Consider the following 23,916-nt stretch of genomic DNA (forward strand, 5'->3'; position numbering starts at 1 on the left):
CGCGCCTTCTTTGCCTACTTTCTTGGCAAGACAAGAAAGTAGGTCGCCGCCCCGCAGGGGTGGTGAAACTGCAGTTGAAGTTCAGCAGTTTCAGTTAAGCAGTTCCAGTCGCCACAACCACCAAACACCGACCACCAAACACCGACCACCAAACACCAAGAGTAAGGACCCAACATGCACATAGCCTTCATCGGCCTAGGCAACATGGGCGCCCCCATGGCCCGCAACCTGCTCAAGGCAGGCCACACCCTGACCGTCTTCGACCTCAACCCCACCGCCCTGTCAGCCCTGCAAGCCGACGGCGCAGCCGTAGCCCCCTCCGCCCGCAAGGCCGCCGCCGAAGCCGACTTCGTCATCACCATGCTGCCGGCCGCCGCTCACGTCCGCGCCACCTACCTCGGCCCGGAAGGCGTCCTTGCCGGCGTACGGCCCGGCGTACCGCTAGTGGACTCCAGCACCATCGACCCGGCCACCATCCGCGCACTGGCCGTCGAGGCCAAGCAGCAAGGCAACCCGATCGCCGACGCCCCCGTCTCCGGCGGCACCGGCGGCGCGCAGGCCGGTACGCTGACGTTCATGGTCGGCGCCGAACCAACCCTGTTCGAACAACTGAAACCTGTGCTGTCCGGCATGGGCCGCAACATCGTCCATTGCGGCGACACCGGCACCGGACAGGTCGCCAAGATCTGCAACAACCTGATCCTCGGCATCTCCATGATCGGCGTGTCGGAAGCCATGGCGCTCGGCGTCAAGCTGGGCATCGACGCCGGCGTGCTGGCCGGGATCGTCAACACCTCCACCGGCCGCTGCTGGGCCGCCGACACCTGCAACCCCTACCCGGGCGTGATCGAGACCGCGCCGGCCTCGCGCGGCTACAGCGGCGGCTTTGGCGCGGACCTGATGCTCAAGGACCTGGGCCTGGCCACGGATGCCGCTCGCAGCGTGCGGCAACCGCTGTTCCTCGGGGCAATGGCCCAGCAGATCTACCAGGCGGTGAGCCAGGCCGGCGACGGACAGCTCGACTTCTCGGGCGTGATCCGCCAGTACCTGGCCCAAGAGGAGCGGCAAGCATGATCGAGCACGTCATCGACGGACATATCGCCCGCCTCACCCTCAAGCGCCCGCCCGCCAATGCGTTCAACGCCGAGGGGCTGGCACAGTTGCAGCAACTGGTGGCCACGCTGAATGCGGACACGCGCGTGCGCGCCATCGTGATCACCGGCGACGGCAGCCGCTTCTTCAGCGCCGGCGCCGACCTCAATGGCTTTGCCGACGGCGATCGCGCCCATGCGCGGCTGATGGCGCAACGCTTCGGTGCCGCCTTTGAGGCGCTGCAAAACGCACGCCCCCTGGTGATCGCGGCGATCAACGGCTATGCCATGGGCGGCGGGCTGGAATGCGCGCTGGCCTGCGACGTGCGCATTGCCGAGGAACAGGCCCAGATGGCGCTGCCGGAAGCCGGCGTCGGCCTGCTGCCGTGTGGCTGCGGCACGCAAACCCTGCCCTGCCTGGTGGGCGAGGGCTGGGCCAAGCGCATGATCCTGGCCAACGAGCGCATCGATGCCGCCACCGCGCTGCGCATCGGGCTGGTGGAAGAGATGGTGCCCACGGGCCAGGCGCTGGACGCGGCGCTGCGGCTGGCCGAGCGCGCCAGCAATGTGAGCCCGCGCGCGGCTGCCTACAGCAAGCAACTGGTGCACCTGGCGCGCCAGGGCGTGCCGCGCGGCCCGGCGCTGGCGCTGGAGCGCGAGCGCTTTGTCGACCTGTTCGACGACGAGGACCAGCGCGAAGGCGTCAACGCCTTCCTGCAAAAACGTGCGCCGCAATGGCGCAATGCCTAGGAGCCGCGCCATGCGCCTGAACCCGAACGATGCCGCCCAGGAACGCCCCGCAGCCGCGCCGAGCGCCGAAGACGAGGTGTGCTTCGTCGCGATCAACGGCATCGGCCTGATCACGCTCAACCGGCCGCGCCAGCTGAACGCCTTGTCCTACCCGATGATCGGCCTGCTCGATGCGCAGCTTGCCGCCTGGGCCGCGCGCGACGACATCGCTGCGGTGGTGCTGCGCGGCGCGGGCCCCAAGGCGTTCTGCGCCGGCGGCGACATCCGCGCGCTGTACGACAGCTTCCACGCGGGTACGGCGCTGCATCGCCAGTTCTTCGTGCACGAGTACCAGCTCGACTATCGCCTGCACTGCTACCCCAAGCCGGTCGTGGCGCTGATGGACGGCATTGTCATGGGCGGCGGCATGGGCCTGGCGCAGGCCGCGCACCTGCGCGTGGTCACCGAGCGCTCGCGCGTGGCCATGCCGGAGACCGGCATCGGCCTGGTGCCCGATGTGGGCGCGAGCCATTTCTTGTCGAAGCTGCCGCCGGCGCTGGCGCTCTATGTCGGGCTGACGGGCGTGACGCTTGGCGCTGCCGATACGCTGCTGTGCAAGCTGGCCGACATCGCCGTGCCTGCCGCAAGCCTGGAGCACTTCGAGCAGACGCTGGCAGCCATCAACCGGACAGGCGACGTGCTGGCGGACCTGCGCGCCGCGCTGCAGGCAACGCCTGTCGCCAGCGCGCCCGCGGCGCCGCTGCAGTCAGTGCTGCCTGCCGTGCTGCGGCATTTCCGGACAGACGCCAGCGTGGCCGGCCTGCTCGAGAGCCTGGCCGCCGAATCCGACCCGGCCTATGCCGACTGGGCCGCGCGCACACTTGAGATCCTGCGCGGGCGATCGCCGCTGATGATGGCGGTCACGCAGGAATTGCTGCTGCGCGGCCGCGACCTGGATCTTGCCGATTGTTTCCGCATGGAGCTCGGCGCGGTGTCGCACGCGTTCACGCAGGGCGATTTCATCGAAGGGGTGCGCGCGCTGATCGTCGACAAGGACAATGCGCCGCGCTGGCGCGTGAAGGATGCGAGCGAAGTCAGCAAGGCCATGGTGCAGTCGTTCTTCGACAGCGCATGGCCGCGTGAGCCCCACCCGCTGGCCATGCTTGGCCGATCAGGGCATGCCTGATGGTTGCACGCCGGCATGGCGCCGGCGTGTGGTCACGTGCATGCGGATACGGAAAAACTACGCACTCAGTCCTTGGGCTTCGGCGCGTGGCCGTGCGGCTGGTGCTCGTCCACCGGCACCTTCACCAGCCCATCCGCGCGGAACATCGCCTTGATGCCGCGCACCGCCTGCCGGATACGCGCCTCGTTCTCGATCAGCGCGAAGCGCACGTACTCGTCACCGTAATCGCCAAAGCCGATGCCGGGTGAGACGCAGACTTTGGCCTTGGCCAGCAGTTGCTTGGAGAACTCCAGCGAGCCCAGCGCGCGATACGGTTCGGGGATGCGCGCCCAGATATACATCGATGCCTTGGGAATCTCCACCGGCCAGCCGGATTCGATCAGCCCGCGCGCCAGCACGTCGCGGCGTGTCTGGTAGTGCGCGGCGATCTCCTTGACGCATTGCTGGTCGCCTTCCAGCGCGGCGATGGCGGCCACCTGCAGCGGGGTGAACGTGCCGTAGTCGTGATAGCTCTTCATGCGCGTGAGCGCGGCCACCAGATCCGGGTTGCCTACCATGAAGCCGATGCGCCAGCCCGCCATGTTGTAGCTCTTGGACAGCGTGAAGAACTCCACGGCAATGTCTTTCGCCCCTTCCACCTGCATGATCGACGGCGCCTTCCAGCCATCGAACACGATGTCGGCATAGGCCAGGTCGTGCACCACGAAGATATCGTGCTTGCGCGCCAGCGCGATCACGCGCTCGAAGAAGTCCAGCTCCACGCATTGCGCGGTGGGATTCGACGGAAAGCCCAGCACGATCATCTTCGGCTTGGGATAGCTGCCGCGAATGGCGCGTTCCATCTCGGCGAAGAAGTCCACGCCCGGCACCAGGGGCACGGAACGGATATCGGCTCCGGCAATCACCGCGCCATAGATATGGATGGGATAACTCGGGTCCGGCACCAGCACGGTGTCGCCGCGATCGAGCGTGGCCAGCATCAGGTGGGCCAGCCCTTCCTTGGAGCCGATGGTGACAATGGCCTCGGTGTCCGGATCGATCTCGACGTCGTAGCGCTCGCGATACCAGTGCGAGATGGCGCGGCGCAGTCGCGGGATGCCCTTGGAGGCGGAGTAACCGTGGGTATCGGGGCGTTGTGCGGCTTCGGTCAGCTTGGCAACGATATGCGGCGGCGTGGCGCCGTCCGGGTTGCCCATGCTCATGTCGATGATGTCTTCGCCACGGCGGCGCGCCGCCATTTTCAACTCGGCGGTGATATTGAAGACGTACGGGGGAAGACGATCGATACGCGCGAAGCGACGCTTGCCTGCGGAGGCTGACATGGATTTTCCTTGAACGTAAGCGCCCGGAACCGTCCGAGCGACGCTGCCAGCCGTTGGTGCGGCTGACCGGAAAGATCTTAGCGGCGAATACCGGCCGCGTCTACGGCTTTTGCAAGCTGGGCGGCGGCACCGCTACGCACCGGGCACGCCGGCCGTGCGGATCAGGGCATCGATCTCGCTTTCGTTCCACACGCGCACGCCGGCCTCGGCCAGCAACGCCGCGGCCACGCCCTGGCCCGGGCGCAGCACGCCGCCAAACGAGCCATCGTAGTGCTCGTGATTGCCGCATGAGGGGCTCAAGGCCTTGAGCAGCGCGTGCCCGCATTGACGCTGCCGGGCGATGGCCAGCGCGTCGCGGGCGCCTGCCACGAACGGCGCGGTCACGTCGGCACCGGTGGCATCGCGCACGATGGCCGCGCCGGCCAGCACCTGCGCGCCGCTGCCGCCGACGATCTCCGCTGGCGGGCGCGGCGTCGGCAAGCCCCCCATGGACTCCGGGCAGACCGGAATCAGTTCGAAATGCCGCGCCAACATGGCCAGCGTGGCGTCGGGCTGGGCCTTGGCCTGGCCGTCATAGCGCACGGGCTGGCCTAGCAGGCAGGCGCTGACGAGAAGGGGCGGCGGGGTGAGAGATGTTTGCGGCATGGCGATGCGCGAGAGAAGGTGTCGGACAGTGTTGAACAGTATTGAACAGTGTTGAAGGGCGGGATGGTCGATGCATCCGGCGCCGGACTTACTGCAACGCGTCCTCGCCGACCTTGCGGACCACCGCATCGTCGGGCCCAAGCAACCGGCCATCCTCGGCACGCACCTCGAGCGGCCGCACGGGCTTGCCAGCCTTGCTGTCCACCAGCACGGAATGCGGCTCGCCAGGGGCATAGAAGAACGCTTCGCCCCACTGCCGCAAGCCCACCACCACCGGGAACAGCGCGCGCCCTTTCGGCGTCAGCACGTATTCCTGGTAGGCGCTGCCGTCGGAGGCCGGCACCTGTTCCAGGATGCCGTGCGCCAGCAACGTGCGCAGCCGGCCGGCAAGGATGTTCTTCGCAAGGCCAAGGCTGCGCTGGAACTCGCCAAAGCGCCGCAAGCCATCGAAGGCATCGCGCACGATCAGCAGCGACCACCAGTCGCCGATCACATCGAGCGAGCGGGCCACGGGACATGCGGCGCCTTCCAGGCTGGTTCGCCGGACCATAGTGCAACTCCGTTTCACTCGCCAGATGCGGCGTGCCGCGGAATGCGGCGCCAAAATGGCGAGGCGGTTGCATTGTAAAACCAGTTGATCCGGCCTTCAAGGCTTGCACTGCCCCCAGCATGCGCCGCTCAGTCGTCGATGTTCTCGTGCACGGCGGCGGCACCGGCCTTCCAGTAGCTGGCCGCGCGGATGCGGCCCTTCTCGATGCCGCGCTCGCCCACCAGGTACTGACGCACGGCGCGAATCGACGCGGCCTCGCCAGCCGCCCAGACATAGCCTTCGCCGCGCGGCAACGTGACCTCGCGCAAGGCTTGTTCCAGCAGCCCGGCGGCGCTATCTGCCGGTGCGCTGTCGCGGTGCTGCCAGTGGATCTCCACGTCGGCGCGGCTGGGCAGCGGGATTTCGGCGGCGGCGTTGTCCACCGCCAGCACCACCAGCGCGCGCACGCCGGACGGCAGTTCCTCGAGGCGGCGGCCGATGGCAGGCAGCGCGGTTTCGTCGCCTACCAGCAAGTGCCAGTCGAAGCCCTCGGGAATCACGAACGACCCACGCGGGCCGCCCACGCCCAGATACTGGCCGGGCGCAGCCTGCGCGGCCCAGGTGGAGGCGGGGCCATCGCCATGCAGCACGAACTCGATATCGAGCTCGCCGGCGGCGGCATCGTAACGGCGCGGCGTGTAGTCGCGCGCGGCGGGCTTCGGCTGGCCTTCGGGAAACACAGGGCCATTGGGGCCAAGCTCCGGCAGCGCGGGCTTGCTTTGCCCCGGCGCGGGGAGGAACACCTTGATGTGGTCGTCGAAAGACGCGGAGACAAAGCCCTTCAGGTCTTCGCCAGCCAGCGTCACGCGCAGCAGTTGCGGCGACACCGCCTGGGTACGCACCACTTGCAGCAAGCGCATCTTGAGTTCATGGCGAACGCGTTGCACGGTGAGATCGCGAGTAGTCATGGATTTCCTGGTTGGCGGGAATGAGGGGAATGAGGAATACGGAATGTGGAGTGTCGGGATGCGGGTCAGCACTAGGCACCCTGGCCGCCCTGGCCGGCGTTGATCTCGGCGGTTGCCCGCGCCAGGATGGCGGCGATGCGGCGCTGCTCGTCCGGCGTGGCATCGGTGCGCAGCAGCAGCGCCCGCTTGAGCGCCACGCGCGCCTCGACGAACTCGGGCAGCCAGCCGCCCGCGGCTTCACGCTCGTCGGCGGCTACGCCCGCCGCACCCGGCTCGGCGGCTTCGCCCGACAGCGCGCGCCGCACCCACTCCATCTTGCGCGCCACGTGCTTGAGCTTGTTGAGCATCAGGGCCAGCCGCTCACGGTTGGCGTCGAGATGGGCCAGGCCCGGCCCCGCCAGCTGATAGCGCTTTTTGTTGCCCTCGGTGTCCACCGTAGCGTAGCCAAGTTCTTCGAGGAAGGTCAGGGCCGGATAGACCATGCCCGGGCTGGGCTTGTAGAAGCCGTTGGTGCGGGCCTCCAGCGCCTTGATCAGCTCATAGCCATGGCTGGGCTTTTCTTCCAGCAAGGACAGCAGCATGAGTTGAAGATCATCCGAGCTGAACTTGCGGCCACGCCGCCAGCTATCGCCGTCGCCGTCGAAGCCATCGCCGCCGCCACCAAAGAAGCCGCCGGGGCCACCGCCGTGGTGGTGGCGGCCAATGGCTTGGCGGCCATGGCGCTCGCCGTGGTGCGAGGAATGGGACGAAAAGTGGGACGAAAAGTGGGAAGACAGATGGGCAAGCATGTGATGGCTAAGCCTGCCCAGAATGGGGTGGTGACGCATCGTCGCAGCTCCTACGTATCGAAAAACATATCTTACGATATATATCGTACGTAAGGATGTCAAGGCGAGATTTGCAGGCGAGACCGGGGGAATCGCAGACGGCCGGCCGCGTCATAGCGACAAATCCAGATCCTGCCTTCCGACTCGATGCGTCGGCGACCGCTGGGTTGTCGGACGCGATCACATCGGCGGGCAGGCAAAAGAATCGCCGCATCACGTTCCACGGGCAGGTGTCAGTGATGCTGGCTTCACTGCTCTCCTCCAGGCTCGTGACCAGAGGCGTTTTGGGCCCTCGATGGGCTGGTCTATTCGCGATACTGATCGAATGCCATGCACGCTAGACGTGGTAACGCCATTTTCCCTAGCCATCGGCCAAGCAGGTAACTCCCTCCATAAGCTCGCCTATCGCAGCGCGTGGCACAAAGTGCCACTGGCCGAATTCGGCATCGAACAACGCGAACTGGTTACATGGGATTCTCAGTTCTTGGTTCAGGGGCCTTTGACGTGCCAATGAAGCCTACTCGCGCCTTGTCTTTCTTAGTTTCCAGCCCGGATTTCTGCCAGCGCCTTCTCCAGCATCTTCAGATCCGGCGGGTTCTTCTGTCCCCCCTTGGAACCTAACCATCTATGCACGGGATTTTTGGGGCCACTGCTGAGTCGGTTGCCTTCCTCCGTTATCTGGCTTGCCATGATCTGCCGTTTAACCACCTGACCTTGCTCGTCGGTGACGCGACATGTAAGCAGACCCTCGGTCTCCATAAACTTGAACAACGCCTCCATACCCGTTCTCACGGTCTCGGCTAGGTCAGGGACGTTGGCGTACGCCGCCACCAACTCATCAATGTCCCAGACCGAATAATCCTTTGCCATCATTCAATACTCTCCATTTTCGACATACCGTTGACGGGCGTGTCGGGTGTTGGCCGGCACCTGCACGACTGCCCGTTGGTCCCGGTGGCCAGGAACGCGGCTTCGACCAGCGTTTCGTCCAGCCGCGCCAGCGGCACGAGCATGTGCGTCGTGGAACCAAAGATCTCCCATTGTTCACTAAGAGCCAATCCGAGAAAGATCTGGGTAGCGTGCGTCCCAATTCAGCTTCAGCAGCACGGATAGCATCTATTGATGTTCCAATTGCGCGCGCTTTAGACATCGCTCCTCACCTACGGAAGTGCGCCCGGTTTCGGCAGACTAAGCTCTCCCGTACCAGGAGAACCGGAGCTTGGCATTTTTGCAGACCAGCATCATTCTCGAACCAGGGACGGTGTGCAAGCTCGTATCCAGGCGGCGCCTTGATGTTGGCTTGTTTACCAGAATCCTTGACACCGCCGACAGCTCGGCGGCACTCGCCGCGCGGGCACCTCGAGGAAATAGGATTGCTGACCGCCCTTGCCGGTCGATTCGTTTGCCATGTCTGGGCCGCAGTGCGCGGCAATGGTAAAGGTGAGGGGCCCGCGAGCGACAACACGTCAACCAACGCAAACACGGGGTAGCGGGTCAGGCCACCGAAGAATGTTCGCCATTCACATCGGACAAGTCCGAAATCGCACCACTTTTAACAAGAATTTTGCATTGTGTAGCGCAATGTGGGCAGCAGATGCGTGCGCCATGGACCAAGAAGCGGGGCCCGTCCCAGCCCCGACCCGGTTCGCCCTTTTGGGCGGGGCTGTATGTCCAACGCTACTTGCCAGCCTTCACCGTGCTATAGCTCGCCATCAGGTTGCGATAGTCGGGAATGTGATTGGCAAACAGCGTGCCCAACCCTTCGATATCGTTGCGCCAGTCGCGGTGCAGTTCGCAGGCCACGCCGAACCAGCTCAGCATCTGCGCCCCGGCTTGCTCCATGCGGGCCCATGCGGCGTTGCGGGTGATCTCGTTGAAGGTGCCCGATGCATCCGTGACCACAAATACGTCGTAGCCTTCGGCCATCGCCGACAATGCCGGGAAAGCCACGCAGACTTCGGTCACCACGCCCGCGATGATCAACTGCTTGCGCCCGGTGGCCTTGACCGCCTTGGTGAAATCCTCGTTGTCCCAGGCATTGATCTGGCCGGGGCGCGCAATGTAGGGTGCATCGGGAAAGGTCTGCTTGAGCTCCTGCACCAGCGGCCCGTTCGGGCCATCTTCGAAGCTGGTGGTGAGGACGGTGGGCAGGTTGAAATACTTGGCCAGATCCGCCAGCGCGAGCACATTGTTCTTGAACTTGTCCGGCTCGATATCGCGGACCAGCGATAGCAGGCCGGCCTGGTGATCGACCAGGAGGACGGCGGCCTGGCTCTTGTCCAGGCGCTTGTAGGGGGTTGCCATGAGAATCTCCTTTCATTGACTCACGATTTGCGATTGACGTCGAATGGGTTAGCGTCCGACGCTGACTACGCCGCTTCGATCTGCCCGAAGCGGCCGCTGCGAAAATCCTGCAGCGCTTGCTTGATCTCTTCCTCGGTGTTCATCACGAACGGCCCATAGGTCGCCACCGGCTCGTCGATGGCGTCGCCATGCAGCACCAGCACCAGCGCGTCGCTTGTGGCCGCCAGCGCGAATCCGGCGCCCGCGCGATCGAGCAGCACCATCTGCCCGGCTTGGGCGGCCTCGCTGCCGTTGACCAGCACATTGCCGCGCAGCACCACCAGTGCCACGGTGCGCCCCTCGGGAGCAGGCAGGTCCACGTCCGCGCCGTGGCGCAGTTGTACGTCCCATACGTCCATTGGCGTGAAGGTGTGTGCCGGCCCGCGTGCGCTTTCGCCTGTGCCCCGATACTCGCCCGCAATCACGCGCACCTGGCCGGCGCCGCCGGGCAACTGCACCGACGGGATCTGCGCCGACACGATGGTCTGGTAGCCGGGCGCGGCCATCTTGTCGCTGGCGCGCAGGTTCACCCACAATTGCACCATTTCCAGCGTGCCGCCGGTGCGGGTGAAGGCCTCCGAGTGGAACTCCTCATGCAGGATGCCGGACGCTGCCGTCATCCATTGCACGTCGCCGGGGCCGATGCGCCCGCCCTGCCCCGTGGAATCGCGATGCTCCAACTCGCCCTGGTAGACGATGGTCACCGTCTCGAAGCCGCGGTGCGGATGCTCGCCCACGCCGCGCCGCCGGGCGGCAGGCGAGAACTCAGCCGGGCCCGCATGGTCGAGCATCAGGAAGGGGCTCAGGTGACTGCCAAGGCTTTGCTGCGAGAACAGCGTGCGCACGGGAAAGCCGTCGCCCACCCAATGGGCATGCGGGGCACGGTAGGTGCCGCTGATCTTCTTCATGGGAACTCCTGAACGGTGGCGGGCAGGCTTTGCCCCTGACGAAGACCAGCTTAGGCCTGCGGCAGGAACGCCGGTAGCCTCCATGCGCTATCCTCAGTGTCCTATTGATAGGACGATGACCCGATGCATCCCGACCTCAACGACCTTTTCTACTTTGCCCAGGTGGTGGACCATCAGGGCTTTGCGCCGGCAAGCCGTGCGTTGGGCATCCCTAAGTCCAAGCTGAGCCGCCGCGTGGGCGAACTCGAAGAACGCCTGGGCACGCGCCTTATCCAGCGCTCGACGCGGCATTTCTCCGTGACCGAGATCGGGCAGAGCTACTACACGCACTGCAAGGCCATGCTGGTGGAGGCCGATGCCGCGCAGCAGGCCATCGACCTGACGCACTCGGAGCCCCAGGGCATCGTGCGGGTGACCTGCCCGGTGGCGCTGCTGCACGCGCGGATCGGCGCCATGATCGCTGAATTCATGGCGGCCTACCCAAAGGTCATCGTGCATCTCGAGGCGACCAACCGCCGCGTGGACGTGATTGCCGAGCGCATCGACGTGGCGATCCGGGTGCGGGTGCCGCCTTTGAGCGACAGCGACCTGGTGATGCGCACGCTGGCCACCCGCGCGTGGTGCCTGCTGGCCAGCCCCGCGCTGCTGGCGGGCCGCACCATGCCCGCCGTGCCGGCCGACGTGGCCGAGCTGCCCACGCTGGACTGGGGCCCGCCGCAGCCCACGCATAGCTGGCGGCTGCAGGGGCCGGAGGGCGCCAGCGTGGAAATCCGCCATAGCCCGCGGCTGGTCACCGACGACATGCTGGCCCTGCGCCTGGCCGCACTGGCCGGGGTGGGCGCGGTGGCGCTGCCGAGCATGGTGGTGGAGGACGAGTTGAAACTAGGCCAGCTGGTCATGCTGGTGCCAGAGTGGCGGCCAAAGGGCGGCGTCATTCATGCCGTGTACCCTTCGCGCCGGGGCCTGCTGCCTGCGGTGCGTGCTCTAATCGACTTTCTTGCCCTGCGCTTCGAGGCGCTTGTGGAGGCGTAGGCAAAGCGCTGGCGGGCAAGCCGACACATCGCTAGCCACACCACTGCCCAACCACCTTTTGCAGCACAACTACGGGCCAAAAAAGAAAACACTCAATTGCCCTGCCCGCAGTCATGATCGAACATGGAAAACGCGCGGTTGGATGGTGCAGCCAGCGCCATTGCATGAGGCACCGCCGATCACCCGAGGAACAGGCCATGCGACTGCAACGCCTAGCCGTTGGTCTTTTGCTATGTGCCACTGGGTCCACGCAAGCCCAGGCGCAGAAGCCCATCGTGTACCCCGCCAAAGGCAGACCCCGACCCAGCAAGCCCAGCATCGCCGGCACCAGCATGGGCTCGCTGGTGGGTGCCGCGTACGCCACCGGCATGGCACCGATGGCGCAACTGGTCGGCGGCTTGTCGACCGAGAAGCTGTTCAAGGAGCGTGCGCCCCGGCAGGAGTCTGGCGATTCGCCGCAAGCTCGACGACCATACCAACCTGTTCACCCCGGAAATCGGGGTCAGCGGGAATGGCTTGCTGCTGCCAAAGGGCATCGTGTCGGGGATTTTCGCGGGGATGCCTTTTTCAACCTGAACGCCAGCTACCGCCGCACGTGGATCAATTCGCTCGGCGCCGAGTGGCGCACCGATGCGCAAGTCGGCCAGACCAGCCGGCTTGTCAGCGCGCCTTACGACTTCGGCGCCGACGTCACCACAATCGAGATGACCTCGCGATAGACGAGCTTGGCCAGGCGGCCCGCCTTGAGCTTGCCCAGGTCGATGTTGGGGTCCTGGACTTTCACCGTGCGCAGCGTCTCGCGCGGACCACGGAAGGTCACGGTACGGTGCTTCGCATCGACCTTGGTGATCTCCGCCGTCACCGTGGTTGTGATCTCGCGCGCAAAGCCAGGCTTGTCGCCCTCGCCAGCGCGCGCGGTGCGCTCCACCGACTCCGCCAGCGGCATGTCCTTGCTATCGACCGGCTCCAGCGTGGTGACCACGGCCGCCGCGCGGGTCAGCGTGACCATGTCGCCCTTCTTGATCTGCTTGAAATTCTTGACTTCGTCGCCGCCGATCAGCTCGGCGACATTGCCGCGCGGGCCTTGCACCAGCACCGCCTTCGATTCCGGATCGATCGAAACGATGCGCCCGGAGATCACGGTTTCCTCCGCCACGCCGACGGGGCCCGGCGGCGCGGCGTGGACGAGCGGTGCGAATAGCATGGCCGCGCCAAGGCTCAGCGCGTGCAGGGAACGGGGAATCAACCGACGATTTGGCATGGCTGTCCTGACAAGTGAAAAAGCGTGGATACGAAATAACTTGGAGGCCGCCGGGGCACGCGGCACGCAGCGGTACTTCGGAGTTGAACATAGCGCGCAATGGCGCCACGCGGCATGCCTGTTGAAAGATTTCATATCGGACGGGGTAGAAGGTGAAATCAGCCGAAAGTGCCGCCTGACTCACCCATTCCGGATATCGCGCTCGCCACAAGGCTTAATTCACACGGCGAGAACTGCAGGACGAAACCCGTGCCATTGCGAGGGATGCCTATATCTATGCATTCCCGATGATCGAGAACTACAACACAAAACTGCAGCACCATGGCCAAGCCTGCGGGCCAAGCGAGGCGGCGATGAATGGCACGTGGAAGCTGCCACCGTTGACACCCGCCACGGACTGACCTACCCCTCTCCATGCGTCGATGGACGCTTCACCATGCGTGATCGCTCAGGTTTTCCTCAGGTGCTCAATTCAACCAGGATCTGCTCAGCGAGATAATCGCAGGGAGGTCGCGCGGACCGGGAGCTGCGGGCGAGGACGATTTCGAGTTCGGCCAGTGGTGGCAAGCCGTCGCTCTGGGATAGCTGAACAAGATGCCCGGGTACGCTGCATCTCGCCAGGGGGGCCACCGCAAGCCCCGCTTCGACCATGCTGACAAGGCCCAGCAGGCTCGGGCTTTCGTAGGACATGCGGTATTTGATGTTCTCCCGCTGCAGCGCACTGATGGCATTAGCGCGCGCCGTGCTGCCATGGGCGAACACGGCGATGGGCAGCGGGCGCTCGTTCCACACTTTTCTCACGGCCGACCCGACCCAGACCATCGGCTCGAACCGGATGAATTCGCCGGCGATGCCCTTGGCTTTAGTCAGGCAGGCCAGGTCGAGCGTGTTGTCCTTGAGCAATGGCACGAGCGCACTGCTAGGCATGCCGATCACCCGGATTTCCACTCGCGGGTGCGCCACCGCGAACTGTCTGAGGACCGACGGCAGCAACGATGAGGCGTAGTCGTCAGGCACGCCGATGGTGACGCGCCCCTTCATCTCCGGGCGCACGATCGACGCCCACGCCTCCTCCCGCATCGCGAGCATGCGACGGCCATAGTCCAGCAGCGTCTTTCCCTCGGCGGTAATCGTCACGTGCCGCGTGGTCCGCACAAACAGCGGCTTCCCAAGCGACTCCTCAAGTGCCTTGATCTGCATGCTCACCGCCGACGCGGACCGGTGTACGGTCTCTGCCCCCCGCGCAAACGAGCCGGCGTCGGCGACCGCCACCACCATCTCAATGACGTCCAGATCAAGCTTTTTCATATTAATCAGAAAATCTGAATAAAAACGTCAGTTTAACCCGTTTTACTCGGCCACTCACCAAGTGGATACTGCGGTCAATGTCCACTGGGGAACCCCGAAAATGCACAGTGCGGAATCGATCTACGGATTTTTAGCGGTTGGGGGCATGCTAGCCGTGACGCCGGGCCCGAACATGGTCTACGTGATGTCACGCTCCATTGCGCAAGGACGCAAGGCCGGGCTCGTGTCCCTCGCTGGCGTCATGCTCGGATACCTTTTCTATATGTTTGGCGCGGCGTTTGGCATCACGGCATTTTTCCTGAGCGTGCCCTACGCCAGCAGCATCCTGGGCACGGTGGGCGCTGCCTATCTGTTCTATCTGGCATGGCAGGCCGTGAAGCCTGGTGGCCGCTCCCCGCTCGAAGTCCGCGACCTGCCGCACGAACGCCCCCGACGGCTGTTCGCGATGGGCGCCACCACCAGCCTGTTGAATCCCAAGCTGGCGATGACCTTCCTGTCAATTCTGCCGCAGTTCATCAACTATCGGAACGGCAACGTCCTCGAGCAATCGCTCGTGCTCGGGTCCTCGTTGATTGTCGCGTTCGCCACCGTCAACGGCGCCGTGGCAATCTGCTCTGGCAGCATGGCAACCCTCCTGTCCCGCCGGCCGGGACTCCTGCTGGCCCAGCGCTGGGCCATGGGCGCGGTTCTGCTTGTGCTGGGCGCGAACATGATGCTCGACGCCCGAAGACTGGCGGGAATTGGCTGACTGTTGCGGTTGCCTGCCATTGCCAGCGCACCTGCCCCCGTAGCAGACCTGCGCGTCAGGTGTGAGCAAGCACATTGATCAGCTTGCCAAATGGGTCGCGAACATAGAAGCGCCGTACGCCCCATGGTTCGTCGACCGGGCCGTACTCGATGGGAATCCCTGCCGCCTTCACACGCTCAAGCGCGGCGACAATGTCGTCCACTTCGATTGATAAATCCGGCGTTGGCGTGTCCGATCCGCCTTGCGAAGCGAAACTAATCTGCACCTCCATCCTCTCCGACGACCCGTACGTGGCAATCCAGCCATGATCCATCAGCAGGTCGAGGCCAAATACTCTCCCGTAGAAGTCCTTCGCGTCGCCTACGGCTTGCGTGCTGATATTTGCAACGATGCGTTTGACTTTCATTGCGACCTCGATAGGCGTGTGGAGGGAAATATAGCGGGACACTACCATACGGCTTCGACCGCTCCCCCCCGGCAGCAGGCTGCGCCTATTGGAAAGGATGACATTCTTGAACAACTGCTTCTGGGTGAGGATTCAACCGGTCGATGCAACAGATAGCAGTTTGATGAAACCGATCAGCGGGAAGCGCCACCCCAATGCAGTCAGTCATCTCCCGGCTTCCGTTGTCGCAAGTAGGCAGCCATCGCAGCAAAGCGTCGACGCGTTTCCAACTCGAAGACCTTGGCCACGAATGGATCCAGAATGCGCCCCAACAGCTGTGGGCGTAGCTTGATGTTGAATGTGTAAATCAGCTCCGAGGCGCCATGACCAAGGTCACGGTGTCGCATCGAAGCGCCCCAGAATGCGAACAGGCCGGTAGGGGCAATGATGGTCGCTGCGGCAATTCTGGGAGGATCGTAGCTGACGAATTGCGTCCGCATGCCAAGAAGTTTCTTCCAGCCACGACCGAGATTCGTGGTGATGGCACCTACGTGGGGATGCGTCCCGCCGCCCTCCACATAAGCAACCGACAGCAATGTGTCCCATATCAACCGTTTCTCGTGATTATGGAAGGCCTCAAACGCTGCGGCGGCAGATGCCGGCATTGTAAGCACGATACGACGCTGAGCCATGATCAGGATTCTTCTATCGTTGCGTGGATTCCCCACTCGCGAAAGTGGGGTTCGAAATCCGCGAGCTACCTGAGACGGCCCGTGGGTGATCGCAATACACTACAAGCGGCGAGCTTACCAGCAGCCCCCCGCTCTCACAGCCCTTAGTGTGCGGCATTGACCGGTTGAACCCACAGCCAACAGCGGCCGACGCGCTACGATCCGCTACAGTATCAATACAGCCGCATGACACTGGTACAGATGAACCACCGCCCTCAACAGCATCGAGCACAAGACCTCCTCACTTCCTATTTCTGGAGCGGCGACGGCATCCGCAGTCGATGCGTCAGTGACATCGTGTTATGCGGCACGGTCGACGTGCCTGTGCCCCCTGCACGCCTGCTTGCGGACTGGGCCAGGGAGATATCGTCCCGGCTGGTCCTGGAACCCGGGGATGTCGAGGCCATGCCTTTGGCACGAGCGCGGGCGCGCTGGCCGGACTACGTGCACTGCGTGCAGGCGGCGTCCGATTGGGCGTGCGCGCTTGGACTGCCCGGGGTGCTTGCCGGCAGCGACGTCGCCCTCATGGCCTGCCGCGGCGCGAGGTACCACCATGATGGTGCGCAGTATGGCGGTGCGGCCTTTTGCAATCTCTTCCTGAGCGAAGACAGGGACCAGGACTTGCATTTTCCCTCGCTGGGTCTTCGAATTCCCCTGTCCCGGGGTACGGCGGTGATATTCGATACTTGCCAGCCCCATGGCGTGATTCAACGCCACAGCGGCAGTTTTAACGCGGCCGACTTTCCGCCCGACCAGGATTGCATCCAGCTATTCCTGACCTGGGAGCTTCCCATCGAAGATACCCATGTTGCGCACGCACTTCAGGTTGCCTTCGACACCGCCCCTTCGACCTCGTTGCCACTGAATGAAGAGCAAGTCTGGCTGAACGGTGCAAGGGCCGCTGTGTGCCCGGATTCTGGCCGGTGGTGCCGGGCCGCCTAATCGTCAGGGTCATGCAGCGGTTTGCCCTGACTGGGCGCACGGGTGCTGCCATCAACCGGACAGTCGCTCCGGATCCAAGGCATACAGCCCGCATGGCCCCTTGGACTCCCCTACTGCCTGCCAGACACAAGCCGCTCATTGCGCTCGGTCAGTGACTGGATCAGCCCATCCACCCCGCTTTGCTGAATCCTGTCGTTGAATTGCTGCCGGTAGGTCTGCACCAGCCAGGCGCCCAGCACGTTCAGGTCATACACGCGCCAGCCTTCCGGCGTCTTGTGCAGACGGTAGTCGATCTGCACAGGCTGGCCGCTTTTCATATTGGTGGCGACCGTGCGCACCACCACGTCCGTCTCGGCCGGCTCGATGCGCGACGGTGGATACTCGATCTGCTGGTCCGGGCGGAGTTGCGCGATAGCGCCGGCATAGGTGTGGATCAGCAGCAGCTTGAACTGCTCCACCACTTGTTGCTGCTGCGCCGGCGTCGCGGTGCGCCAGTAACGGCCCATGGCGAGCTGCGTGGTGCGGTTCAGATCGGTGTACGGAAGGATGTCCTTGTTCACGATCGTCGTGATGCGCTGGATATCGCCCGGCGCGACCGCGCGGGTGCGCACCTCACGCAGCAACTGCTGCGTCACGGTCTGGATCAGCGCCTGCGGCTTCGACTGGTCATCGACCTGGGCGCAGGCCGCACTGCCAAAGGCAAGCAAGGCCGAAACAACGGGAATCAGGAATACGTTCCTCATCGGTGGGAGTCCTGTCTGAATGTGCAGCCCGCATGTTAAAACAAAGCGCGTTGCGCTACACCCGCACGTCACCCGCCGCACCGCCAGCACGCTCCAACATCGTCCGTGCCCCCTTCAATATCTCCCTGGCCACATCCTGGTTGGCCACCGTGCGCGCCAGCATCAGCGCCCCGACGCACTGGGACATGACGCCCCAGGCCGCCTCCCCGCTCCCCAGCCTTACCGCCAGCTCCAGTTGCATGGCCACCATGCCATCCTCGCAGGCCTGGCGCGTGTCCGCATCGGCGCGGGCGATCTCCGCGCCCAGGCTGGGCAACGGGCAGCCCGTCTCCGGATGCCGCACATGGCCCATGGTGAGGTAGCAATCCAGCATCCTGGCCAGCCAGGCGCCATCGCCTGCCTCCCCGTCGGGCAGCAACAGCTCCCGGCTGCGCTGCAGCTCGCGCTCGATCACTTCGCGCAGCAATGCCTGCTTGGAATCGAAATGGCTGTAGAACGCCCCGCCGGTCAGACCGGCGGCGCCCATCAGCTGGTCAACGCCGGTCGACGCAAAGCCCTCGCGCTTGACCAGCGCGCCGCTGGCCTCCAGCACCCGCTCGCGGGTGGCAGCTTTGTGAGTTGCGGAATAACGCATTGCAGTTCCTGAGATTGTCCTGGGGCAGATGCCGCTTGACGCGACCCGCATTCATACCATAACGTTCGTTTACTAAACGACCGTTTATCTTATGCCGGATCCACTTCCGATGGAAGCGGCCAGCGTGGGCACGAACGCAGAAAGCCCGCCCGGCCATGGCCGGCGGATCATTCCAAGACTGGAGACAAGTCATGTCCAACAAGAAAGCCATCCTTGTGGTAGGTGCCGGCGACGCCACTGGCGGCGCCATTGCGCGCCGCTTTGCCCGCGAGGGCTATATCGCCTGCGTGACGCGCCGCAGCGCCGACAAGCTCACGCCGCTGGTCGAGCAGATCCGTGCAGAGGGCGGCGAGGCCTACGGCTTTGCCTGCGATGCCCGCAAGGAGGACGAGACGGTGGCGCTGATCGAGCGCATCGAGCGCGAGATCGCGCCGCTGGAGGTGGCAATCTTCAATATTGGCGCCAATGTACGGTTTTCCGTGCTGGAAACCACATCCCGCGTGTACTTCAAGGTCTGGGAGATGGCCTGCTTCGGCGGCTTCCTGATGGGGCGCGAGGCCGCCCGCGTGATGCTGCCGCGCGGGCACGGCTCGATTTTCTTCACCGGTGCAACCGCCAGCCTGCGCGGGCGCGATGGCATGAGCGCCTTTGCGGGCGCCAAGCATGCCCTGCGCGCGCTAGCCCAGAGCATGGCGCGAGAGCTGGGGCCGAAGAACATCCATGTGGCGCACCTGGTTGTGGACGCCGCCATCGACACCGATTTCATCCGCTCGAACTTCCCCGACCGCTACGCCACCAAGCAGGACGACGGCATCGTCAATCCGGAGCACATCGCCGACACCTACTGGATGCTGCACCAGCAGCCGCGCGACGCGTGGACACACGAGCTAGATATCCGCCCGTGGATCGAGCCGTGGTAAGCGCTGCGGGCCAAAGCCTCAAAACCATGGAAGCCATGAAAGCCATCAGCAAAAAAACACCACAACAAGCGGAGACGACGACATGAGCAAGCAAGTGGAATTCTATTTCGACTTCGGCAGCCCGTATTCCTACCTGGCCTACAAGGAATTGCCGCGCGTGGCACAGCGCACCGGCGCGCAGATCGTATGGCGGCCCATCCTGCTGGGCGGCGTGTTCAAGGCCACCGGCAACCACAGCCCCGCGGAGATCCCCGCCAAGGGCCGCTGGTCGAAGACCGACACCGCGCGCTGGTCGCGCCGGTACGGTGCCAACCTGCAGCAGAATCCGCATTTCCCGGTCAACACGCTGGCGCTGATGCGCGCCGCGATCGGCTTCCAGTTGCAGGACGAAGCCGCGTTCCACCGCTATGTGGAGACAATCTTCGCCGCCATGTGGGAGCAGCAACGTAACCTGAACGACCCCGCCGAGATTGGCACCGCGCTCACAGCCGCCGGGTTCGACGCGCGCCAGGTGCTGGCGATGATCGATGACCCGGCGGTGAAGGATGCGCTCAAGCAAGCCACCGAGGCCGCGGTAGCACGCGGCGTGTTCGGTGTCCCGAGCTTTTTCGTCGGCGACGAATTGTTCTGGGGCAATGACCGCCTGCTGTTTGTCGAGGAAGCGCTGGCCGCATAGCCGGCGCTATCCCTCGAAAGCGCGCGCCGTCAGAACGCCGGCAAGATCGCTCCCTTGAACTGCGTGGCCAGGAAGTCGCGCACTTCCTGCGACTGGTAGGCCGCCACCAGCGGCTTGACCCACGGCTTGTCCTTGTCCTGCGTGCGCACCGCGATCAGGTTGGCATAGGGGCCGCGCAGGTCTTCGGTGGCAATCGCATCCTTGGCCGGGCTGAGGCCGGCCTTGACCGCGTAGTCGGTATTGATGGAAGCCACGGCCAGGTCATCGAGCGAGCGCGGCAGGATGGCCGAGTCCAGTTCCACGATCTTCAGCTTGCGGGGATTGGACTTGATATCGAGCGGCGTGGCGTTCTTGCCGTTCTTGCCGGCGCCGTCGCGCAGCGTGACCAGGCCTTCTTTCTGCAACAGCAGCAGCGCGCGGTTGCCATTGGAGGGATCGTTCTGGATGCCCACCTTGGCGCCGTCCGGCAGTGCCTTCAGCGACTTGAGCTTCTTCGAGTAAAAGCCCATTGGCGCCACGTACGTCAGGCCGACATTGGCGATCTTGTAGCGCCGCGCCTCGATCTGGCTGTCGAGAAAGGGCTGGTGCTGGAAGCTGTTGGCGTCCAGGTCCCCGGCATCCAGCGCGGCATTCGGCTGCGCATAGTCGTTGAACTCGATGATCTTCACGTCCAGGCCGCTGCGCTTGGCCACGGTGCGCACGACCTCCCAGATCTGCGCGTCGGGACCGCTCATGGTGCCAAGGCGCACCACCTGGTCGGCGGCGTGCGCGGCGGGCAACACGATCATGGCGGCGGCCAGGGCGATGGATTTGAATAGACTACGGCGTTGCATGCAGGCTCCACACTCAGGGCTGCGGCTCTTCGCGCGCCGCGCCGATGCGCGGCGGCGCGCAAGCTGGCCGCTGTAATCAAGGCGCGACCGGCACTTGTGATGCCGGCTCGCTTGGCAGCGATGTTAGCGCCGCGGCCATGGGCAGGGAATGAAGGTGTTCGCCTATCGATATGCGTGGCGTGCGCGGCGCGGGCGCGCTCGGCTGCGGGTAGAATCGCGCTCCAGTTTCCTGCAGATATCCAGCCCGCCATGACGCAAACCCTTCCAGCATCGCCCGCCTGCGAGATTCTCCATGCCTTCACCGCAGCCGCGGGCACAGTACTGGAAATCAAGCGCCTCGGCTTGCCCGCCGATGCGCCGCGTTCGCGCAAATACCAGTGGCTGTGGATAGCCGCGGGCAATGGCCCGCAGCAAGCGCTGCCGTTGCAGTTTGTGTCGATGAGCCAGGGAGATTGCCAGGAGCGCGTGTTTGCCGAAGGCACGCTGCGTTTTGGCGAGCGGGATGCGGCAATGACGCTGCCGACGGGACAGACGCTGCATCTGCGGGCGTGCGCGGCGGATGCGGTCCCGCCCGATGTGGCGGTGCTGGTGGCGAGTTTTTTGGCTGCGGGTTGAGCCAACCTCACTCGCCCAGAAACTCCGCCACCACTTCCAGCCCCTCCACATGGTCAGCCACCACCTTGGCGATCACGGCGATGGGAATCGCCAGCAGCACGCCCCAGGTGCCCCATAGCCAGGTGAAGAGCAGCAGCACGACGAACACCGCGACGGCGTTCATCTTGGCCATGCGCCCCGTCATCCAGGTGGTCACCAGCGCGCCGATCAGCGTGGCGACCAGCAGCGAGCCGCCTGCCGCCATGGCCGCCAGCGCGAAGTCGCCCGACTGCATGAAGGCGGCAAGCCCAATGCAAACCGCGATGAGCACCGCACCGAAGTAAGGCACCAGGTGCAACGCCGCGGCGGCCAGCGCCCACGTGCCGGCGTTCTCTACTTGCAGCCATTTCAGCAGGAACCAGGTCAGCACGCCCACCATGGCGTTGGTGACCAGCAGCATCACCATATAGCGCTGGATCTGCCGGTTGATCTCGTCGAGCATGTGCACGCTGATCTTCTTCTGCGAAAGCGTGGTACCCGCCATCTTGATGAACTTGCGTTTGAACATGTCGCCGGACACCAGCATGAAGAAGGCGAGGAACAACACCACCGCGGCCTGCCCGGCGACGGCAAAGACGCCGACCGAACCTGCCAGCAGGATATTGTTGAGCGAATCCCCGGCGCGCTCCACCACGATCGGGGAGCCACGCACGGGCGGCCCTTGCCCGGTGCCGCCCAGCACCGTGGCCGCCCGCCGGATCTTTTGCACCATCGAGTCGTCTCCGCTGAGCAAGGCGCCCACGGAGCGCGACAGCTTGGTGGCAACTTCCGGCAAACGGTCGATCAGGCTAGCAACCTGATCCTGCAACAGGTATGCGCAGCAGACCACGCTGGCCAGCAGCGCCAGCAGCACCAGCGAGGCGCCGAGCACGCGCGGAATGCGCCGGCCGCACAGCACGGTGACCAGCGGATCGAGCATGTAGGCGACGACCACCGCCAGCACCACGGGGATCACGAAAGCGCTAGCCAGGTGCAGCGTGTAGAGCGACGCGAGCACCGCGAGGATGGTCAGTGGCATTTCGCCGCGCCTGGCCGGTACGGGAAGGTTTGCGGCCACCGCAGGCTGGGCCGCCGATGCGCCCGCAGCCGCGGCTTCAGGCGGCGCCGGCGGCTGGCTGGCTGCAGGAGCCCGCTGGCCTTCGCCGGCGCCGTCACTGGCATCCGCGGAGACAGACGACTGGCTAGCCACAGCGGGGCCGGCGTTCAGATCAGCCATTGGATTGCGGTTCCTGTCGTGATGGTCGCGTACGTGTCGCGTGAAGTGTCGCGTGAATGCCGGCGAAGCAATTGGCCTGTGCGCGCAGCGCGCGCCATGCTTCATCCAAGCATAGCCTTGCCTGCCGGCGTTTCTGTCGGAGAATGCCGCAAGCCTGTGTAGGACAACCACGGCTTGCCGTGCGGCGCGCGATGCACCACATTGAGAGAACACGGATGCGCCGCGAAAGTGACCTCCCTGCCAGTCATACAGACCTCCCAACCAGACAACCCAACCCGCAACGCGCCGTGGCCTGCGCTTTTTCCTGCTGCCCCTGCCATGACGAACTGACACATCCTCTGCCATGCAGATACTCGACGCGCGCGCCCGACTGGTGCTGAAACACCCGTGGCGCTTCGTACTGCGCACGCTCCGGCAATTCCGGGCCAACCAGGGCTTGCTGCTCGCGGGCGCGGTGGCGTACTACGCCCTGCTGTCGATCGTGCCCTTGCTGATCCTGATGGTGATCGCGCTGTCCCATGTGATCGACCCGGCATCGCTGCTGGCCACCTTGTCGCGCTACCTGGAATGGTTGCTGCCGGGACAATCCCGCGCGCTGGTGGGCGAGCTGGCCAGCTTCCTGGCGAACCGCGGGGTGATCGGCTGGGTGCTGCTGGCGAGCATGATCTTTTTCAGCTCGCTGGCGTTCACGGTGCTGGAGAACGCCATGTCGGTGATCTTTGTGCACCGGGTGGCGATCCGCCGCCGCCACTTCCTGGTATCGGCGGTGCTGCCGTACTGCTACATCGTCGTGCTCAGCGTCGGCCTGCTGCTGGTGACGGTGGTCTCGGGCAGCCTGCAGGCCTTAGGCGCGCGGCATGTGGAAGTGCTGGGCCACGACCTGTCACTCGACCGGGTCTCCGGCACCCTGCTCTACCTGCTCGGGCTGGCGGGGGAGATCCTGCTACTGGCCTCCCTCTACCTGGTGATGCCGGTGGGCCGCTTGTCTGTGCGCCATGCGCTGATCGGCGCGGTGAGCGCCGCGCTGCTGTGGGAGGTCTCGCGCCACGTGCTGGTCTGGTACTTCGCCACGCTGTCGCAGGTGAGCGTGGTGTATGGCTCGCTCACCACCGCGATTGTCGTGCTGCTGAGCCTGGAGATTGCCGCCACCTTGCTGCTGCTCGGAGCGCAGGTGATCGCGGAGTTCGAGCGCGGCGGCCTCGATGCGCAAGGGCAGGCGGAGGCGGAAACCGAAACCGAGACCTTTCACACCTGAGCCGCTGCGCACACGAGCCCAGGGCCCAGG

The 23,916-nt window shown here is 64.7% G+C and carries 28 protein-coding genes and 1 pseudogene; 11 read left to right on the forward strand and 18 right to left on the reverse strand.

What is annotated here, in order from left to right; all coding sequences use genetic code 11:
- The first annotated feature begins 174 nt into the window (after nucleotides 1-174).
- Genes mmsB through AC07XB_RS20375 form a run of 3 tightly spaced genes read left to right on the forward strand, consistent with a single transcriptional unit; the run spans nucleotide 175 to nucleotide 3,006 of the window.
- Nucleotides 175-1,074, forward strand: coding sequence for a 3-hydroxyisobutyrate dehydrogenase (gene mmsB, locus AC07XB_RS20365; protein ID WP_492831485.1), 900 nt, complete (start codon nucleotides 175-177; stop codon nucleotides 1,072-1,074).
- On the forward strand, nucleotides 1,071-1,841 hold the full coding sequence (locus AC07XB_RS20370) for an enoyl-CoA hydratase (RefSeq protein ID WP_492371960.1): 771 nt from the start codon (nucleotides 1,071-1,073) through the stop codon (nucleotides 1,839-1,841). Before mmsB ends, AC07XB_RS20370 begins: the two co-directional genes overlap by 4 nt.
- 10 nt (nucleotides 1,842-1,851) lie before the next feature.
- Nucleotides 1,852-3,006: an enoyl-CoA hydratase/isomerase family protein gene (locus AC07XB_RS20375; RefSeq protein WP_492831484.1), complete on the forward strand. Its 1,155-nt coding sequence runs from the start codon at nucleotides 1,852-1,854 to the stop codon at nucleotides 3,004-3,006.
- 65 nt (nucleotides 3,007-3,071) lie between these two features.
- On the opposite strand, the gene alaC is transcribed toward AC07XB_RS20375, so the two are convergent.
- The 10 genes from alaC to AC07XB_RS20425 all read right to left on the reverse strand — a co-directional run bounded on the left by alaC (nucleotide 3,072) and on the right by AC07XB_RS20425 (nucleotide 10,548).
- A complete protein-coding gene (gene alaC, locus AC07XB_RS20380) occupies nucleotides 3,072-4,328 on the reverse strand; it encodes an alanine transaminase (RefSeq protein ID WP_150985560.1) in 1,257 nt (418 codons plus the stop codon).
- Between the two features lie 132 nt (nucleotides 4,329-4,460).
- Nucleotides 4,461-4,973, reverse strand: a complete 513-nt coding sequence (locus tag AC07XB_RS20385) for a 2-thiouracil desulfurase family protein (RefSeq protein ID WP_492831483.1) — start codon at nucleotides 4,971-4,973, stop codon at nucleotides 4,461-4,463.
- Between the two features lie 88 nt (nucleotides 4,974-5,061).
- Nucleotides 5,062-5,523, reverse strand: coding sequence for a winged helix-turn-helix transcriptional regulator (locus AC07XB_RS20390; protein ID WP_492371963.1), 462 nt, complete (start codon nucleotides 5,521-5,523; stop codon nucleotides 5,062-5,064).
- Between the two features lie 128 nt (nucleotides 5,524-5,651).
- Nucleotides 5,652-6,470 carry a siderophore-interacting protein gene (locus AC07XB_RS20395; RefSeq protein ID WP_492371964.1) on the reverse strand — a complete coding sequence of 273 codons (819 nt, stop codon included), beginning with the start codon at nucleotides 6,468-6,470 and terminating at the stop codon, nucleotides 5,652-5,654.
- A gap of 71 nt (nucleotides 6,471-6,541) precedes the next feature.
- Nucleotides 6,542-7,297 (reverse strand): PadR family transcriptional regulator, encoded by a 756-nt coding sequence (locus AC07XB_RS20400; protein ID WP_492371965.1) that lies wholly within the window; start codon nucleotides 7,295-7,297, stop codon nucleotides 6,542-6,544.
- 537 nt (nucleotides 7,298-7,834) lie between these two features.
- On the reverse strand, nucleotides 7,835-8,170 hold the full coding sequence (locus AC07XB_RS20405) for a hypothetical protein (RefSeq protein WP_492371966.1): 336 nt from the start codon (nucleotides 8,168-8,170) through the stop codon (nucleotides 7,835-7,837).
- Nucleotides 8,167-8,310 (reverse strand): hypothetical protein, encoded by a 144-nt coding sequence (locus AC07XB_RS20410; RefSeq protein WP_492387131.1) that lies wholly within the window; start codon nucleotides 8,308-8,310, stop codon nucleotides 8,167-8,169. Before AC07XB_RS20410 ends, AC07XB_RS20405 begins: the two co-directional genes overlap by 4 nt.
- A gap of 143 nt (nucleotides 8,311-8,453) precedes the next feature.
- Entirely contained in the window at nucleotides 8,454-8,780 is a 327-nt protein-coding gene (locus AC07XB_RS20415; protein ID WP_492371967.1) for a polymorphic toxin type 8 domain-containing protein, read from the reverse strand.
- A 194-nt stretch (nucleotides 8,781-8,974) separates the two neighbouring features.
- On the reverse strand, nucleotides 8,975-9,601 hold the full coding sequence (gene ycaC, locus AC07XB_RS20420) for an isochorismate family cysteine hydrolase YcaC (protein WP_492371968.1): 627 nt from the start codon (nucleotides 9,599-9,601) through the stop codon (nucleotides 8,975-8,977).
- Between the two features lie 65 nt (nucleotides 9,602-9,666).
- Nucleotides 9,667-10,548, reverse strand: coding sequence for a pirin family protein (locus AC07XB_RS20425; protein WP_492371969.1), 882 nt, complete (start codon nucleotides 10,546-10,548; stop codon nucleotides 9,667-9,669).
- A gap of 123 nt (nucleotides 10,549-10,671) precedes the next feature.
- On the opposite strand from AC07XB_RS20425, the gene AC07XB_RS20430 reads away from it, so the two are divergent.
- Entirely contained in the window at nucleotides 10,672-11,580 is a 909-nt protein-coding gene (locus AC07XB_RS20430; protein ID WP_492371970.1) for a LysR family transcriptional regulator, read from the forward strand.
- A gap of 317 nt (nucleotides 11,581-11,897) precedes the next feature.
- A pseudogene (locus tag AC07XB_RS20435) lies at nucleotides 11,898-12,129 on the forward strand (patatin-like phospholipase family protein); the annotation flags it as partial.
- Nucleotides 12,130-12,250: 121 nt separating this feature from the next.
- Here AC07XB_RS20435 and AC07XB_RS20440 read toward each other — a convergent pair.
- Both AC07XB_RS20440 and AC07XB_RS20445 read right to left on the reverse strand, forming a co-directional pair.
- Nucleotides 12,251-12,784 (reverse strand): hypothetical protein, encoded by a 534-nt coding sequence (locus AC07XB_RS20440; protein WP_492807486.1) that lies wholly within the window; start codon nucleotides 12,782-12,784, stop codon nucleotides 12,251-12,253.
- A 516-nt stretch (nucleotides 12,785-13,300) separates the two neighbouring features.
- Nucleotides 13,301-14,149, reverse strand: a complete 849-nt coding sequence (locus AC07XB_RS20445; RefSeq protein ID WP_492831482.1) for a LysR substrate-binding domain-containing protein — start codon at nucleotides 14,147-14,149, stop codon at nucleotides 13,301-13,303.
- A gap of 100 nt (nucleotides 14,150-14,249) precedes the next feature.
- Between AC07XB_RS20445 and AC07XB_RS20450 the strand changes: the two genes are divergently transcribed.
- Complete coding sequence (locus tag AC07XB_RS20450) at nucleotides 14,250-14,897, forward strand: LysE family translocator (RefSeq protein WP_492831486.1); 648 nt, start codon at nucleotides 14,250-14,252, stop codon at nucleotides 14,895-14,897.
- Between the two features lie 55 nt (nucleotides 14,898-14,952).
- On the opposite strand, the gene AC07XB_RS20455 is transcribed toward AC07XB_RS20450, so the two are convergent.
- Complete coding sequence (locus AC07XB_RS20455) at nucleotides 14,953-15,303, reverse strand: VOC family protein (RefSeq protein WP_492831481.1); 351 nt, start codon at nucleotides 15,301-15,303, stop codon at nucleotides 14,953-14,955.
- 200 nt (nucleotides 15,304-15,503) lie between these two features.
- Complete coding sequence (locus AC07XB_RS20460; RefSeq protein WP_492371973.1) at nucleotides 15,504-15,974, reverse strand: SRPBCC family protein; 471 nt, start codon at nucleotides 15,972-15,974, stop codon at nucleotides 15,504-15,506.
- A gap of 225 nt (nucleotides 15,975-16,199) precedes the next feature.
- Between AC07XB_RS20460 and AC07XB_RS20465 the strand changes: the two genes are divergently transcribed.
- Nucleotides 16,200-16,955 (forward strand): hypothetical protein, encoded by a 756-nt coding sequence (locus AC07XB_RS20465; RefSeq protein ID WP_492831480.1) that lies wholly within the window; start codon nucleotides 16,200-16,202, stop codon nucleotides 16,953-16,955.
- A 110-nt stretch (nucleotides 16,956-17,065) separates the two neighbouring features.
- Here the strand turns inward: AC07XB_RS20465 and AC07XB_RS20470 are convergent, their stop codons facing one another.
- Nucleotides 17,066-17,698, reverse strand: coding sequence for an MlaC/ttg2D family ABC transporter substrate-binding protein (locus AC07XB_RS20470; protein ID WP_492807240.1), 633 nt, complete (start codon nucleotides 17,696-17,698; stop codon nucleotides 17,066-17,068).
- A gap of 55 nt (nucleotides 17,699-17,753) precedes the next feature.
- Entirely contained in the window at nucleotides 17,754-18,332 is a 579-nt protein-coding gene (locus tag AC07XB_RS20475) for a TetR/AcrR family transcriptional regulator (RefSeq protein ID WP_492371976.1), read from the reverse strand.
- Nucleotides 18,333-18,523: 191 nt separating this feature from the next.
- On the opposite strand from AC07XB_RS20475, the gene AC07XB_RS20480 reads away from it, so the two are divergent.
- Nucleotides 18,524-19,252, forward strand: coding sequence for an SDR family oxidoreductase (locus tag AC07XB_RS20480; protein WP_150985585.1), 729 nt, complete (start codon nucleotides 18,524-18,526; stop codon nucleotides 19,250-19,252).
- Nucleotides 19,253-19,334: 82 nt separating this feature from the next.
- Entirely contained in the window at nucleotides 19,335-19,928 is a 594-nt protein-coding gene (locus AC07XB_RS20485; protein ID WP_492807239.1) for a 2-hydroxychromene-2-carboxylate isomerase, read from the forward strand.
- 29 nt (nucleotides 19,929-19,957) lie between these two features.
- Here the strand turns inward: AC07XB_RS20485 and AC07XB_RS20490 are convergent, their stop codons facing one another.
- Entirely contained in the window at nucleotides 19,958-20,761 is an 804-nt protein-coding gene (locus AC07XB_RS20490; RefSeq protein ID WP_492371978.1) for a MetQ/NlpA family ABC transporter substrate-binding protein, read from the reverse strand.
- A 249-nt stretch (nucleotides 20,762-21,010) separates the two neighbouring features.
- Between AC07XB_RS20490 and AC07XB_RS20495 the strand changes: the two genes are divergently transcribed.
- On the forward strand, nucleotides 21,011-21,376 hold the full coding sequence (locus AC07XB_RS20495; protein WP_492807237.1) for a hypothetical protein: 366 nt from the start codon (nucleotides 21,011-21,013) through the stop codon (nucleotides 21,374-21,376).
- Between the two features lie 7 nt (nucleotides 21,377-21,383).
- On the opposite strand, the gene AC07XB_RS20500 is transcribed toward AC07XB_RS20495, so the two are convergent.
- Nucleotides 21,384-22,631 carry an AI-2E family transporter gene (locus AC07XB_RS20500; protein ID WP_492807236.1) on the reverse strand — a complete coding sequence of 416 codons (1,248 nt, stop codon included), beginning with the start codon at nucleotides 22,629-22,631 and terminating at the stop codon, nucleotides 21,384-21,386.
- Between the two features lie 343 nt (nucleotides 22,632-22,974).
- Between AC07XB_RS20500 and AC07XB_RS20505 the strand changes: the two genes are divergently transcribed.
- Complete coding sequence (locus tag AC07XB_RS20505; protein WP_492371981.1) at nucleotides 22,975-23,886, forward strand: YihY/virulence factor BrkB family protein; 912 nt, start codon at nucleotides 22,975-22,977, stop codon at nucleotides 23,884-23,886.
- Nucleotides 23,887-23,916: the final 30 nt, after the last annotated feature.

It is taken from the genome of Cupriavidus sp. GW821-FHT02F09 (assembly GCF_059421605.1).

Coding starts and splice junctions, on each gene's coding strand:
- mmsB (WP_492831485.1), top strand. CDS start 175: ATGCACATAGCCTTCATCGGCCTAGGCAACATGGGCGCCCCCATGGCC.
- AC07XB_RS20370 (WP_492371960.1), top strand. CDS start 1,071: ATGATCGAGCACGTCATCGACGGACATATCGCCCGCCTCACCCTCAAG.
- AC07XB_RS20375 (WP_492831484.1), top strand. CDS start 1,852: ATGCGCCTGAACCCGAACGATGCCGCCCAGGAACGCCCCGCAGCCGCG.
- alaC (WP_150985560.1), bottom strand. CDS start 4,328: ATGTCAGCCTCCGCAGGCAAGCGTCGCTTCGCGCGTATCGATCGTCTT.
- AC07XB_RS20385 (WP_492831483.1), bottom strand. CDS start 4,973: ATGCCGCAAACATCTCTCACCCCGCCGCCCCTTCTCGTCAGCGCCTGC.
- AC07XB_RS20390 (WP_492371963.1), bottom strand. CDS start 5,523: ATGGTCCGGCGAACCAGCCTGGAAGGCGCCGCATGTCCCGTGGCCCGC.
- AC07XB_RS20395 (WP_492371964.1), bottom strand. CDS start 6,470: ATGACTACTCGCGATCTCACCGTGCAACGCGTTCGCCATGAACTCAAG.
- AC07XB_RS20400 (WP_492371965.1), bottom strand. CDS start 7,297: ATGCGTCACCACCCCATTCTGGGCAGGCTTAGCCATCACATGCTTGCC.
- AC07XB_RS20405 (WP_492371966.1), bottom strand. CDS start 8,170: ATGATGGCAAAGGATTATTCGGTCTGGGACATTGATGAGTTGGTGGCG.
- AC07XB_RS20410 (WP_492387131.1), bottom strand. CDS start 8,310: ATGCTCGTGCCGCTGGCGCGGCTGGACGAAACGCTGGTCGAAGCCGCG.
- ycaC (WP_492371968.1), bottom strand. CDS start 9,601: ATGGCAACCCCCTACAAGCGCCTGGACAAGAGCCAGGCCGCCGTCCTC.
- AC07XB_RS20425 (WP_492371969.1), bottom strand. CDS start 10,548: ATGAAGAAGATCAGCGGCACCTACCGTGCCCCGCATGCCCATTGGGTG.
- AC07XB_RS20430 (WP_492371970.1), top strand. CDS start 10,672: ATGCATCCCGACCTCAACGACCTTTTCTACTTTGCCCAGGTGGTGGAC.
- AC07XB_RS20440 (WP_492807486.1), bottom strand. CDS start 12,784: ATGCTATTCGCACCGCTCGTCCACGCCGCGCCGCCGGGCCCCGTCGGC.
- AC07XB_RS20445 (WP_492831482.1), bottom strand. CDS start 14,149: ATGAAAAAGCTTGATCTGGACGTCATTGAGATGGTGGTGGCGGTCGCC.
- AC07XB_RS20450 (WP_492831486.1), top strand. CDS start 14,250: ATGCACAGTGCGGAATCGATCTACGGATTTTTAGCGGTTGGGGGCATG.
- AC07XB_RS20455 (WP_492831481.1), bottom strand. CDS start 15,303: ATGAAAGTCAAACGCATCGTTGCAAATATCAGCACGCAAGCCGTAGGC.
- AC07XB_RS20460 (WP_492371973.1), bottom strand. CDS start 15,974: ATGGCTCAGCGTCGTATCGTGCTTACAATGCCGGCATCTGCCGCCGCA.
- AC07XB_RS20465 (WP_492831480.1), top strand. CDS start 16,200: ATGACACTGGTACAGATGAACCACCGCCCTCAACAGCATCGAGCACAA.
- AC07XB_RS20470 (WP_492807240.1), bottom strand. CDS start 17,698: ATGAGGAACGTATTCCTGATTCCCGTTGTTTCGGCCTTGCTTGCCTTT.
- AC07XB_RS20475 (WP_492371976.1), bottom strand. CDS start 18,332: ATGCGTTATTCCGCAACTCACAAAGCTGCCACCCGCGAGCGGGTGCTG.
- AC07XB_RS20480 (WP_150985585.1), top strand. CDS start 18,524: ATGTCCAACAAGAAAGCCATCCTTGTGGTAGGTGCCGGCGACGCCACT.
- AC07XB_RS20485 (WP_492807239.1), top strand. CDS start 19,335: ATGAGCAAGCAAGTGGAATTCTATTTCGACTTCGGCAGCCCGTATTCC.
- AC07XB_RS20490 (WP_492371978.1), bottom strand. CDS start 20,761: ATGCAACGCCGTAGTCTATTCAAATCCATCGCCCTGGCCGCCGCCATG.
- AC07XB_RS20495 (WP_492807237.1), top strand. CDS start 21,011: ATGACGCAAACCCTTCCAGCATCGCCCGCCTGCGAGATTCTCCATGCC.
- AC07XB_RS20500 (WP_492807236.1), bottom strand. CDS start 22,631: ATGGCTGATCTGAACGCCGGCCCCGCTGTGGCTAGCCAGTCGTCTGTC.
- AC07XB_RS20505 (WP_492371981.1), top strand. CDS start 22,975: ATGCAGATACTCGACGCGCGCGCCCGACTGGTGCTGAAACACCCGTGG.